Raw genomic sequence first — 12,423 nt, 5'->3', positions numbered from 1 at the left:
TCTGGTTCGCCGCCTTCTCCGTGATGAAGCTGTACCAGGGGCAGCGCTGACCCCTCCCGTACGGTTGAGGTAGCCAAAACGCCCCCGACTGCGACCAGGACCATGATCGAGATTCCCTCCGACCTCCACAAGGACGTCGTTTCGCTGGCCTTCCTCCTCGGCACATGGGAGGGGGCGGGCGTCTTCGACTTCCCCGGCTCCGAGAAGTGCAACTTCGGCCAGGAGATCGTCTTCCGGCACGACGGCCGCCCGTTCCTGGAGTTCCGGTCCCGTACCTGGGTGCTGAACAACGAGGGCGAGAAGGTCCGCCCGCTGGAGAACGAGCACGGCTTCTGGCGGATCACCAGCAACGCCCAGGGCACCAGCGGCGAGCGCGGGGTGGAGATCTCCATGGTGCGCGACGACGGCACGGTGGAGATCTGGTACGGCACCCTGGCGGACGGCAAGCCGCAGATCGACGTCGCCACCGACGCGGTCGCCCGGATCGAGGGCTCGGCGCCGTACAGCGGCGGCAAGCGGCTCTACGGCTTCGTCAACGAGCAACTGCTCTGGGTCGGCGAGAAGACCGCCCCCGAGGTCCCGCTGCGCCCGTACATGTCCGCGCAGCTCAAGAAGGTGCTCAGCCCGGCGCAGCTGATCAAGGACGTCAACGACCTGCCGGACGACGGGATCGCGTTCTTCCGCTGAGGACCGGTCGACCGTTCGCGCCGGCCCCCGCCGCACGTTGTCGTCCCTACACTGGTCCCAGGACCTCGACCTGGGCAGGGACGACAACGTGACGAACAACGGGACGGCCGCCTCGTCCGACTGGAAGGCCGATCTGCGCGAGCGCGGGTACCGGCTCACCCCGCAGCGGCAGCTGGTTCTGGAGGCGGTCGACGCGCTCGACCACGCCACCCCGGACGAGATCCTCGGCCAGGTCCGGCGGACCGCCAGCGGCGTCAACATCTCCACGGTCTACCGCACCCTGGAGCTGCTGGAGGAGCTCGGCCTGGTCTCGCACGCCCATCTGGGCCACGGCGCGCCCACCTACCACCTGGCCGGCCGGCACACCCACCTGCACCTGGTCTGCCGGGACTGCGAGAAGGTCACCGAGACCGACACCTCGATCGCCGCGCCGCTGATCGAGAGCCTGCGCGCCCAGCACGGCTTCGACACCGACCTCAAGCACTTCGCCATCTTCGGCCGCTGCGCCGACTGCACCGCCAAGCTCCCGCCGACCGGGTCGTAAGCTTGCGGGCATGAGGAGCCCGCTGCTGTCCCTGCCCGGTGCCGTCCCCGCCGAGGGGCCCGACGAGGGCGTCGCGGCCCACTACGGCGACCTCTTCCGCGAGCAGCGGGAGCTGGCGGCCGGCCGGGCCTTCACCGACCTCTCGCACCGCGGCGTGGTCACGGTCTCCGGTCCCGACCGGCTGAGCTGGCTGCACCTGCTGCTCACCCAGCACGTCAGCGAGCTGCCGCCGCGGCAGGCCACCGAGGCGCTGATCCTCTCCCCGCACGGGCACGTCGAGCACGCCCTCTACCTGGTCGACGACGGCACCACCACCTGGGTGCACGTCGAGCCCGGAACGCAGGGCGCGCTGATCGAGTACCTGCGCAAGATGCAGTTCATGTACCGGGTCGAAATCGCCGACGCCACCGAGGAGTTCGCGGTGGTGCACGTGCCCGCCGGGTCCACCGCGCCGGCCGACGGCGCCGCCGCGGTGCGCGAACTCCCGTACGGCCGTGACCTGTTCCTGCCGCGCGCCGAACTCGCCGAGCGAGCGGCCGAGTTGGGCTCGCCAGCCGGCATCTGGGGGTACGAGGCGCTGCGGATCGAGGCGCACCGGCCGCGGCTCGGCTTCGAGACCGACCACCGCACCATCCCGCACGAGGTGGACTGGCTGCGCACCGCCGTGCACCTGCAGAAGGGCTGCTACCGCGGCCAGGAGACGGTGGCCCGGGTGCACAACCTGGGCCGCCCGCCGCGCCGGCTGGTCTTCCTGCACCTGGACGGCACCGAGGAGGTGCTGCCCCCGCACGGCACCGAGGTCCGGCTCGCCGCGGACGGCCCGGACGGGCGGGCGCTGGGCTTCGTGACCTCCTCGGCCCGGCACTACGAGCTCGGCCCGATCGCGCTGGCGCTGGTCAAGCGGAACGTCCCGGTGGACGCGGTGCTGCGGGCCGGCGGGGTGCCGGCCTCGCAGGAGGTCGTGGTCGCGCCGTAGCGTCGCGCCGACCCGGCGTCAGACCTCCAGCAGCACGGTGAACGGTCCGTCGTTCACCAGCGAAACCTTCATGTCCGCGCCGAAACGGCCGGTCGCCACCGTCGCGCCGAGCGCGCGCAGCTGAGCCACCACCTCGTCGACCAGCGGCTCGGCGAGCGGTCCGGGGGCGGCGGCCTGCCAGGTGGGGCGGCGGCCCTTGCGGGCGTCGCCGTAGAGGGTGAACTGGCTGATCACCAGCAGCGGCGCGGCCAGGTCCGAGCAGGACAGCTCGGTGTCGCCGCCGTCGAAGAGCCGAAGTCCCCAGAGTTTGCGGGCCAGTTGGGCGGCCTGCTGCTCGGTGTCGTGATGGGTGACCCCGACCAGGACGCAGAGCCCCGGCCCGTCGATCGCGCCCACCTGTTCCCCGGCCACCGTCACCGAGGCCGCACTGACCCGCTGCACCACTGCTCGCATGCGCGCCATTCTGCCCTGGGCGCGCGGGCCGGTGGTACGCGCCGGCGGGGTGCGCCCCCAGTGGCCGGGCGGCCGCCGAACCTGGCGGCCGCTGCCGACTCATATCAGCCAGGCGGGTTCGCCAGACGGCCGTTCGGGTGCATCCACGCCGCACCGGCGCTCGGGGGGTGGCACGATTCGGGTCGGCACCGGGCCGCACCGGGCGCGATCGTCCGTTCCAGTCGATCGAACGCCCGTTTCGGCCCTGCTCGCCCGGGCGGGTGGCGCCGGTCGGCCGGGGGAACCCCGGGGGGCCGTCGGGCGTGCCAGAAGGGGGCGGGGCCGACAGGGCGGGACCAGGACGACGGCAGGTGGTTGGTCGATGGACACGAACAGGGTGCCGCGCGAGCCCGCACCGGCGGGGACCGCGCTGGAGGCACTGGGCCTCGACGAGCTGCGCACCCTGCGCAGGGACGCCCTGGAGCAGGAGGCCGACCTCTCCTACCTGCGCCGGCTGCTCCAGGGGCGGGTGGACATCCTGCGTGCCGAGCTCGACCGCCGCACCCTGGACCGTCGACTGTGCCCGGTCCGGCCGGACACCCTGCTGCACCGGTTGCCGCAGATCCTGGCCGACGCCCCCTCGCCGGTGCGCAGCTCGGCCCGGCACGTGACGCTCGGCCCGCCGCGCGGCGAGCAGTGCCGGGCGCAGGCGGACGCGTTGATGGGCGACGTCCAGCTGGCCGACCTCGCCGCGCACGCCTCCGCGGAGCTGCTGGCGGCGCTCGACCGGCTCACGGCGCACGAGCGCGAGGTCTCCGGGCGTCGTCAGCTTCTGCAGCGCACGGCGGACGGGTGCAGCGCGGAAATCACCCGGCGGTACCGTGAAGGGGAAGCGCGGGTCGACGACCTGCTCGCCGGCGGCCCGCTGCCCGACTGAGACCCGGGAGACGGTGGCCGCCGCTCCCTCCCTGCGTTACCGGAAGGCTGCCTCCCATGCCCGACTCCGCCGTTGTCCTGCCCGTCCTCGCCGAGGTGGTGCGCTCCGGGTTCACCGAAGGCCACCACCGGGGGTCGCTGGTGGTGCTCGCTCCCGACGGCTCGGTGGAGTTCGCCCTCGGCGAGCCCGAGCGGCCGGTCTTCCCGCGCTCGTGCAACAAGCCGTTCCAGGCGGTGGCCACACTGCGGGCCGGGCTGCCGATCGAGGGTGAGCTGCTGGCGCTGGCGGCGGCCAGCCACTCCGGAGAAACGTTTCACCTGGACGGTGTCCGGACCATCCTCGCCGGTGCCGGCCTGGACGAGCGGGCCCTGCAGACCCCGGCCGACCTCCCGCTCGACCTCACCGAGGCCGAGCGGTACCTGGCCGGCGGCGGCGCCCGGGCCTCGCTCACGATGAACTGCTCGGGCAAGCACGCCGCCTGGCTGGCCGCGAGCGTGGCCAACGGCTGGGAGACCGCGAGCTACCTCGACCCGGCCCACCCGATCCAGCGACTCGCCAAGGAGGCGCTGGAGGAGGCGTCCGGCGAGTCGATAGCCGCGGTCGGGACGGACGGCTGCGGCGCGCCGCTGCACGCCGTCTCGCTGGTCGGCCTGGCCCGTGGCTACCGCTCGCTGCTGCGGGCCGAGCCGGGCACCCCGCAGCGCCGGGTCGCCGACGCGATGCGCGCCCACCCGCAGTACGTGGCGGGCACCCGTCGTCCGGACACCTGGCTGATGCGGGCCGTGCCGGGCACGCTCGCCAAGATGGGCGCCGAGGCCGTCCAGGCGGTGGCGCTGCCGGACGGGCGGGCACTGGCCTTCAAGATCGACGATGGGAACGCGCGCGCCCTCGGGCCCGTGCTGGCCGCGGTGCTGCGCCGGATCGGGCTGGCCGACGAGGTGCTCGACCGGCTCGCCGCCGCCCCGCTGACCGGCGGCAACGCGGTGGTCGGGGAGATCCGCGCGGCGTTCTGACGATCAGCCGCCGGACGCGCCGGAGGCCGGGGCCGGGGAGTGACCCCCGGCCCCGGCCTCCGGGCCAGCTGCCGTCAGAACGCCTCGAAAGAACGAGAACGACTCAGCCGGGCGGTGCTCAGTGAGCCTCGCCGGACTCCTGCAGGCGCTTGATCGAAGCGGTGATCTCGGCCTCGGCCTCCAGGCGGCCGACCCACGCGGCACCCTCGACCGACTTGCCGGGCTCGAGGTCCTTGTAGACCTCGAAGAAGTGCTGGATCTCCAGGCGGTCGAACTCCGACACGTGGTGGATGTCGCGCAGGTGCTCCCAGCGCGGGTCGGTCGCCGGGACGCAGAGCAGCTTGTCGTCGCCGCCGGCCTCGTCGGTCATCTGGAACATGCCGATCGCGCGGCACTTGATGAGGCAGCCGGGGAAGGTCGGCTCGTCCAGGATGACCAGCGCGTCCAGCGGGTCGCCGTCCTCGCCGAGAGTGCCCTCGACGAAGCCGTAGTCGGCCGGGTAGCGGGTCGAGGTGAAGAGCATCCGGTCCAGACGGAGGCGACCGGTCTCATGGTCGACCTCGTACTTGTTGCGGGAGCCCTTCGGGATCTCGATGGTGACGTCGAACTCCAACGGTTCCTCCAAGGTAGGGACTGACAGAATCCAAGTGTCTCCTACGTGGGGGAGTGCTGTGGAAAGGGGCCGGCGGGTGGCAGGGGCTGGGGCGGCGACGGACGGCCGGGAGCGGGTCGGCGGGCAGCCGCGGGGCGGGGTCGCGGCGGCGCTGGCGGTGCTGCTGGTCGCCGCGGCGCCGGGGCCGGCTGCCGCCTCCTCGTCCGCGGGGGCGGCCGCGGCGGGCGGAGGTACGCAGCCCGCGCCCGCGCCGCCGGTGCTCCTGCCCGCCGTGCTGGCCGGCCCCGGGACGGTCCCCAGCACGCCGGGGCTGCGGGCGGCGCTCGGTCCGCTGCTGCAGGACAAGGCGCTCGGCACGCTGGACTTCGCGATCTCCGACGGCGGCACCGGCCGGCTGCTGCTCGGCTCGGGGGAGACCCAGCCCGCCACTCCCGCCTCCACCACCAAGCTGGCCACCGCGACGGCCGCGCTCAGCCTGCTGCCGGCCGACGCCCGGATCACCACCAAGGTGGTCCGCGGCACCGGGCCCGGCGACATCGTGCTGGTCGGCGGCGGTGACCCGACACTCACCTCGCTGCCCGTCGACCAGGTCCGGATCGGCGGGCAGCCGGTCGGCGCCGACACCGCGCCCGCGTCGTTGGGTGCGCTGGCCCGGCAGACCGCGGCCGCGCTGGAGGCGGCCGGTACCACCACCGTCCACCTCGGCTACGACACCTCGCTCTACACCGGGACGCCCTGGCACAAGTACTACGACGCCACCAACATCGCCGCCGTCACGCCGCTGATGGCGGACGAGGGCCGGGTCGATCCGCGCTCCCAGGACGACGCGCCGCAGCGGGTGGCCGACCCGGCGGCCCAGGCGGCCGGGGACTTCGCCACCGCCCTGGCCGGCCAGGGCATCACGGTGGCCGGTCCGCCGGTGCCGGCGGGCGCCCCGGCGGGCTCCGGGCCGACGGTGGCCGCGCCGGTGGCCGCCGGCACCGGGAGCAGCGCCGTGCTCGGGCAGGTGACCTCGCCGACGTTGGCCCGGCTGATCGAGCGGATGCTCACCGCCTCGGACAACACGCTGGCCGAGGCGGTGGCCCGGCAGGTGGCGCTGGCCGCGTACCAGCCCGCGAGCTTCGACGGCGCGGCCGCCGCGGTCACCCGGACGCTGGCCGCCTTGGGCGTCCCGATGGCGGGCGTGTCACTCAACGACGGCAGCGGGCTGAACGTCCAGAACACCGTCCCGCCGCTGGTCCTGGCCGACCTGCTGGCGCTGGCCGCCTCGCCCGCCCACCCCGAGCTGCGCCCGCTGCTGACCGCGCTGCCGATCGCGGGCTTCACCGGCACGCTGGAGCAGCGCTTCACCGCGGCCCAGGGCTCGGCGGCCGGCGCCGGCGTCGTCCGTGCCAAGACCGGCAGCCTCAGCGGGGTGAACACGCTGGCCGGCACGGTGGTCGACGCGGACGGCCGGCTGCTGGTCTTCGCCCTGATGACCAGGACCCCGGCCGACGCCGCCAACGCCCGCGCCGCGGTGGACCGCATCGTCGCCCGCCTGACCACGTGCGGCTGCGGGTAGCGGGCACGCCGGGCAGCCGTCCACCCCACGACCCGCCCCCGCCCCCGGCCGGACCCGGTGGCCGGCCCCGGCCCGACGGCTGCCGGGGGCGGTCCGGAGCACGTACCGTGAGGGCATGACGAGCGCGAGCAGCGGTTCAGACATGGTCGACTGGAATCTCGCGGTCGCGACCGCGACCCGGCTGGTCCGTCCGGGCCCGCAGGTGACCCGGGACGAGGCGCGCACCGTGGTGGCCGAGCTGCGCCGGCACGCGCTGGCCGCCGAGGGCGCGGTGCGCGAGTACACCGGGATGCGCTCCACCAGCCTGGCCGACGGCGGCGCCGCGCCGGTCCTGGTGGTGGACCGGGCGGGCTGGGTGCGGGCCAACGTCGCGGGCTTCCGCGCGGTGATCGGGCCGCTGACCCGGAAGCTGGCCGCCCGCCGGGCCGACACCCCGGGCGGCGCGGTGCTCGGCACGGTCGGCGAGAAGGTCACCGGGGTCGAGGTGGGCGCGGTGCTGGCGCTGCTGGCCGGCAAGGTGCTCGGTCAGTACGAGACCTTCGCCGAGACCGGGACCGAGCCCGCCGGCACGCTGACCGTCCCCGACACCCCCGCCGACTTCCTCGACGATCCGCGGCCCGGCAGCGCCCCCGCCGGCCCGGGCCGGCTGCTGCTGGTCGCGCCGAACATCGTCCAGGTCGAGCGCGAGCTGGACGTCGATCCGCACGACTTCCGGCTCTGGGTCTGCCTGCACGAGGAGGCCCACCGCACCCAGTTCAGCGCCGTGCCATGGCTGCGCGACCACGTGCAGTCCGAGGTGCAGGCCTTCCTGGCGGAGACCGACGTGGAGCCGATCGCGCTGCTGGAGCGGCTGCGCGAGGTGCTGTCGCCGGCCGACCGGTCGCGGTCGGACGCGGACGCCCCGCAGACCGCCCCCGAGCCGCGCACCACCCTGCTCGACGTGGTCCAGACGCCCAACCAGCGGGAGATCCTGAGCCGGCTGACCGCCGTGATGTCGCTGCTGGAGGGCCACGCCGACGTGGTGATGGACGGCGTCGGCCCGGCCGTGGTGCCGAGCGTGGCCGAGATCCGGGAGAAGTTCCAGCGCCGCCGCGACCGTGGCGCCAACCGGCTCGACCTGGTGCTGCGCAAGCTGCTCGGAATGGACGCCAAGCTGCGTCAGTACCAGGACGGCGCGGCCTTCGTGCGCGGCGTGGTGGACCGGATCGGGATGGACGGTTTCAACCGGGTGTGGACCTCGCCGAACACCCTCCCGACCAAGGAGGAGATCCACAACCCGGCCGCCTGGGTGGCCCGAGTCGGACACCAGTCCTAGTCGGAGCCCCCGGACGAGTGAAGCGTTGTGGCGCTGAAACGTTTCTCCATTCACCCGTCCGTGGGACGGTGGTCGTACCGGTGGCGCGGGTGGCTCGGCCAGTGCTCCCTTTCTGCGACGATCTGTGAGCACTCGGTCACGGGTCGCCATCGGATCCCCTGGTCACCCGCCCGTCCTCCCCCGACAGAGGAGCTGCTCCACCGTGGGCCCACACCCCGCCGTCGCGGCGATACGCCTGGCCGTCCGCCGCGCTCTGATGGACCTCGCGGCCGAGGCCGCCGAGGCCGGTACCGCCCTCACCGCGCCCGCCGCCCGGCCCGCGCCCCCCGCCGTGGCCGCCCTCGCGCCGACCGCCGCCCCCGCCACCGTGCTGATCGGCAACGCCCGCCGCCACCCCTCCGGCCTGCCGCGCACCCCCGCCGCACCCGGCTCCCCGCTGGTACTGGTCGCCGTCAGCGGCGGCGCCGACTCCATGGCGCTCGCCACCGCCACCGCCTTCGAGGCCCCCAAGCTCGGCCTGCGGGTCGGCGCGGTCACCGTCGACCACGGGCTGCAGGACGGCTCCGCCGACCGCGCCCGGCAGGTCGCCGAGCGGCTGCGGGCGCTCGGCCTGGACCCGGTGGAGGCCGTCCCGGTCCGGGTCGGCCGGCAGGGCGGCCCGGAGGCCGCCGCCCGGGACGCCCGCTACGCCGCGCTGGACGAGGCCGCCGAGCGGCACCAGGCGCTGGCCGTCTTCCTCGGCCACACCCGGGACGACCAGGCGGAGACCGTGCTGCTCGGGCTGGCCCGCGGCTCGGGCGCCCGTTCACTGGCCGGGATGCCCGCGCAGAAGGGCCGCTACCGCCGCCCGCTGCTCGACCTGGACCGCGCGGCCACCCGGCAGGCCTGCACCGCGCAGGCGATCCCGGTCTGGGACGACCCGCACAACTTCGACGCCGCCTACACCCGCGCCCGGGTCCGGCACGAGGTGCTGCCGGTGCTGGAGAAACACCTCGGCGGCGGCGTGGTCGAGGCGCTGGCCCGGACCGCCCGGCTGTTCCGCGACGACGCGGACGCCCTCGACCAGTGGGCCGCGCTCGCCGAGAAGGACCTCTACCGGAGTGATCCGCGCGACAGTGCGGGCATCCTGGACGCCGGTCGGCTGGCCGAGTTGCCGCCCGCCGTGCGCCGCCGGGTACTGCGCCGGGCCGCGCTGCGCACGGGCTGCCCGGCCGGTGACCTGTTCGCGCGCCACCTGGAGACGGTCGACCAGCTGATCACCGGCTGGCGCGGTCAGGGGCCGCTGCACCTACCCGGGGGCGTCGAGGTCACCCGGCGGTGTGGCAACCTGGTGTTTCGGCGCCAGGGCGACTGACGCCGGCACAGGACCACGAACACTTGAGGACGTACTCCCGGTGGACGAGAACGACATGGGCACCGACCTGGCGAAGGTGCTCGTCAGCAAGGACGAGATCGACGCCAAGCTCGCTGAGCTGGCCGAGCGGATCGACCGGGACTACGCCGGGAAGGACCTGCTGATCGTCGGCGTCCTCAAGGGCGCCGTGATGGTCATGGCGGACCTCGCCCGGGCCCTGCACACCCAGGTGACCATGGACTGGATGGCCGTCTCCTCCTACGGGATGGGCACCAAGTCCTCCGGTGTGGTGCGGATCCTCAAGGACCTCGACACCGACATCGCCGGCCGGCACGTGCTGATCGTCGAGGACATCATCGACTCCGGTCTGACGCTGTCCTGGCTGCTCGGCAACCTGGGCTCGCGTGGCCCGGCCTCGCTGGAGGTCTGCACCCTGCTGCGCAAGCCGGACGCCGCGAAGGTCGAGATCGACGTCAAGTACGCCGGCTTCGACATCCCCAACGAGTTCGTCGTGGGATACGGGCTGGACTTCCAGGAGAAGCTCCGCAACCTGCCGTTCATCGGTACGCTCGCCCCACACGTGTACGGCGGCTGAGCCCAGCAGTCGAGGACCGGGGGGAACAGTCCGCCGACTTCACCCGTTGGAGTCGGCGGATGGACAACTCCATAGACCGCAGCGTCACGCTTCCGCAGAGCGGGGGGTGCCTGCTGTACGGTCAAATTACCCGCTCTTCGTACGACTCACAGCCGACCCGGAGCGGGGTGCAACGAGCGCACATACCGGATTGCGCCGCCGGCCCGAGGCCGAGCAGCGCTGTTGAGTGGCAGGAGGGACGGGGCGGCAACGCCCCGCATGGATGGACGTCAAGCGATACTTCCGCGCGCCGATCGCATGGATCCTCCTGGCAGTCGTCGCCGTCATTGTGCTGATGCAGGTCGTTTCGGACTCGAACGGCTACAAGACGGTGGACACCGGCCAGGTGGTGGCGGCGATCGACGCTGGCCAGGTGAAGCAGGCCCAGCTCACCACCGGTGACTCGAACACCGTCAAGATCGAGCTGAAGCCCGGCGAGACCCTCACCAGTGCCGGTTCGGGTGGCAAGAGCCCGTCCGGCAGCAAGTTCGAGGCCTCGTACCTCAGTGACCAGGGCCAGGGTCAGACCATTGCCGCCAAGCTGCAGACGCAGGTGGAGAACGGCACCCTGCCGCAGGGCTACACGATCAGCCCCGAGAAGCAGTCGACCTTCGTCAGCCTGCTGCTGTCGATGCTGCCGATCGTGGTCATCGTGCTGGTCTTCCTGTTCCTGATGAACCAGATGCAGGGCGGCGGCTCCCGGGTCATGCAGTTCGGCAAGTCCAAGGCCAAGCTGCTCACCAAGGACACCCCGAAGACCACCTTCGCGGACGTCGCGGGTGCGGACGAGGCCGTCGAGGAGCTCCACGAGATCAAGGAGTTCCTGCAGGAGCCGGCCAAGTTCCAGGCGGTCGGCGCCAAGATCCCCAAGGGCGTGCTGCTCTACGGGCCGCCCGGTACCGGTAAGACCCTGCTGGCCCGGGCCGTGGCCGGCGAGGCCGGGGTGCCGTTCTACTCGATCTCCGGTTCGGACTTCGTCGAGATGTTCGTCGGTGTCGGCGCCAGCCGGGTCCGCGACCTCTTCGAGCAGGCCAAGGCGAACGCCCCGGCGATCGTCTTCGTCGACGAGATCGACGCCGTCGGCCGGCACCGTGGCGCGGGCCTCGGTGGCGGTCACGACGAGCGCGAGCAGACCCTCAACCAGCTGCTGGTCGAGATGGACGGCTTCGACGTCAAGGGCGGCGTGATCCTGATCGCGGCGACCAACCGGCCGGACATCCTGGACCCGGCGCTGCTGCGCCCGGGCCGCTTCGACCGGCAGATCGCGGTCGAGCGCCCCGACCTGCAGGGCCGACTGGACATCCTCAAGGTGCACCAGAAGGGCAAGCCGATCGCGCCGGACGTCGACCTGTCGGCCGTCGCCAAGCGCACCCCCGGCTTCACCGGTGCCGACCTGTCGAACGTCCTCAACGAGGCGGCGCTGCTGACGGCCCGCTCGGACAAGAAGCTGATCGACAACGGCATCCTGGACGAGGCGATCGACCGCGTCGTGGCGGGTCCGCAGAAGCGCACGCGGATCATGTCCGACAAGGAGAAGAAGATCACCGCGTACCACGAGGGCGGTCACGCCCTGGTCGCGGCGGCCTCGCCGAACGCCGACCCGGTGCACAAGATCACCATCCTGTCCCGTGGTCGGGCTCTCGGCTACACCATGGTGCTGCCGGACGAGGACAAGTACTCCACCACCCGCAACGAGATGCTCGACCAGCTGGCCTACATGCTGGGCGGCCGCGCGGCGGAGGAGCTGGTCTTCCACGACCCGACCACCGGCGCCTCGAACGACATCGAGAAGGCCACCGCCACCGCCCGGGCCATGGTCACCCAGTACGGCATGACCGAGCGGCTCGGCGCGATCAAGTTCGGCACGGACAACTCCGAGCCGTTCCTGGGCCGCGAGATGGGTCACCAGCGCGACTACTCGGAAGAGGTCGCCGGGCTGGTGGACGAAGAGGTCAAGAAGCTGATCGAGAACGCCCACAACGAGGCCTGGGAGATCCTGGTCGAGAACCGGGACGTGCTCGACAACCTGGTCCTGGAGCTCCTGGAGAAGGAGACCCTGAACAAGGAGCAGATCGCCGAGATCTTCGCCCCCGTGGTGAAGCGCCCGGCCCGCCCGGCCTGGACGGGTTCGGCCCGCCGCACCCCGTCCACCCGGCCGCCGGTGCAGTCGCCGAAGGAGCTGGCGCTCACCAACGGCGCCGCCGCCTCGGTGGACGCCGCTCCGGTGGACATCGTGAAGCTGCCCCCGGCCACCGGGGAGTCGGCTGAGAGCTGAGCCCCCGGCCCCCGCGGGCCGTACGGAATGGATGCCGCGTCACCCGGGTTTGTACCCTGGAGGCGCGGCATCCGTGCTGCTC

General features: G+C 73.1%; 12 protein-coding genes. 10 read left to right on the top strand and 2 right to left on the bottom strand.

Features of this window, described 5'->3' with window-relative positions; translation table 11 throughout:
- The first annotated feature begins 102 nt into the window (after positions 1-102).
- The 3 genes from ACZ38L_RS22400 to ygfZ all read left to right on the top strand — a co-directional run bounded on the left by ACZ38L_RS22400 (position 103) and on the right by ygfZ (position 2,207).
- The gene (locus ACZ38L_RS22400) at positions 103-687 is read left to right on the top strand and encodes a heme-binding beta-barrel domain-containing protein (protein WP_465696271.1); all 585 of its coding nucleotides are present in this window, start codon (positions 103-105) and stop codon (positions 685-687) included.
- 88 nt (positions 688-775) lie between these two features.
- Positions 776-1,231, top strand: a complete 456-nt coding sequence (locus ACZ38L_RS22395) for a Fur family transcriptional regulator (protein ID WP_465696269.1) — start codon at positions 776-778, stop codon at positions 1,229-1,231.
- A 10-nt stretch (positions 1,232-1,241) separates the two neighbouring features.
- Entirely contained in the window at positions 1,242-2,207 is a 966-nt protein-coding gene (gene ygfZ / locus ACZ38L_RS22390) for a CAF17-like 4Fe-4S cluster assembly/insertion protein YgfZ (protein ID WP_465696267.1), read from the top strand.
- A gap of 18 nt (positions 2,208-2,225) precedes the next feature.
- Here the strand turns inward: ygfZ and dtd are convergent, their stop codons facing one another.
- Positions 2,226-2,660, bottom strand: coding sequence for a D-aminoacyl-tRNA deacylase (dtd, locus tag ACZ38L_RS22385; RefSeq protein ID WP_465696265.1), 435 nt, complete (start codon positions 2,658-2,660; stop codon positions 2,226-2,228).
- 361 nt (positions 2,661-3,021) lie between these two features.
- Between dtd and ACZ38L_RS22380 the strand changes: the two genes are divergently transcribed.
- Together ACZ38L_RS22380 and ACZ38L_RS22375 are read left to right on the top strand one after the other, a co-directional pair.
- Positions 3,022-3,576, top strand: a complete 555-nt coding sequence (locus ACZ38L_RS22380) for an RsiG family protein (protein ID WP_465696263.1) — start codon at positions 3,022-3,024, stop codon at positions 3,574-3,576.
- 56 nt (positions 3,577-3,632) lie between these two features.
- Positions 3,633-4,589, top strand: a complete 957-nt coding sequence (locus ACZ38L_RS22375; RefSeq protein WP_465696261.1) for an asparaginase — start codon at positions 3,633-3,635, stop codon at positions 4,587-4,589.
- A gap of 118 nt (positions 4,590-4,707) precedes the next feature.
- On the opposite strand, the gene ACZ38L_RS22370 is transcribed toward ACZ38L_RS22375, so the two are convergent.
- Positions 4,708-5,202, bottom strand: a complete 495-nt coding sequence (locus ACZ38L_RS22370; protein WP_465696331.1) for an inorganic diphosphatase — start codon at positions 5,200-5,202, stop codon at positions 4,708-4,710.
- A gap of 76 nt (positions 5,203-5,278) precedes the next feature.
- Between ACZ38L_RS22370 and dacB the strand changes: the two genes are divergently transcribed.
- The 5 genes from dacB (at position 5,279) to ftsH (ending at position 12,341) form a co-directional block, all read left to right on the top strand.
- A complete protein-coding gene (dacB, locus tag ACZ38L_RS22365; protein ID WP_465696259.1) occupies positions 5,279-6,763 on the top strand; it encodes a D-alanyl-D-alanine carboxypeptidase/D-alanyl-D-alanine endopeptidase in 1,485 nt (494 codons plus the stop codon).
- A 115-nt stretch (positions 6,764-6,878) separates the two neighbouring features.
- Positions 6,879-8,078 (top strand): zinc-dependent metalloprotease, encoded by a 1,200-nt coding sequence (locus tag ACZ38L_RS22360; RefSeq protein ID WP_465696257.1) that lies wholly within the window; start codon positions 6,879-6,881, stop codon positions 8,076-8,078.
- A 202-nt stretch (positions 8,079-8,280) separates the two neighbouring features.
- Complete coding sequence (gene tilS, locus ACZ38L_RS22355) at positions 8,281-9,432, top strand: tRNA lysidine(34) synthetase TilS (protein ID WP_465696255.1); 1,152 nt, start codon at positions 8,281-8,283, stop codon at positions 9,430-9,432.
- A 55-nt stretch (positions 9,433-9,487) separates the two neighbouring features.
- On the top strand, positions 9,488-10,027 hold the full coding sequence (gene hpt / locus ACZ38L_RS22350) for a hypoxanthine phosphoribosyltransferase (protein ID WP_465696329.1): 540 nt from the start codon (positions 9,488-9,490) through the stop codon (positions 10,025-10,027).
- A 262-nt stretch (positions 10,028-10,289) separates the two neighbouring features.
- Positions 10,290-12,341, top strand: coding sequence for an ATP-dependent zinc metalloprotease FtsH (gene ftsH, locus ACZ38L_RS22345; protein WP_465696253.1), 2,052 nt, complete (start codon positions 10,290-10,292; stop codon positions 12,339-12,341).
- The last annotated feature ends 82 nt before the right edge of the window (positions 12,342-12,423 follow it).

This window comes from Kitasatospora sp. NPDC024654, assembly GCF_055559155.1.
The sequence above is the reverse complement of the archived record's forward strand: the minus strand, read 5'-3'. Positions and strand labels throughout refer to the sequence as shown.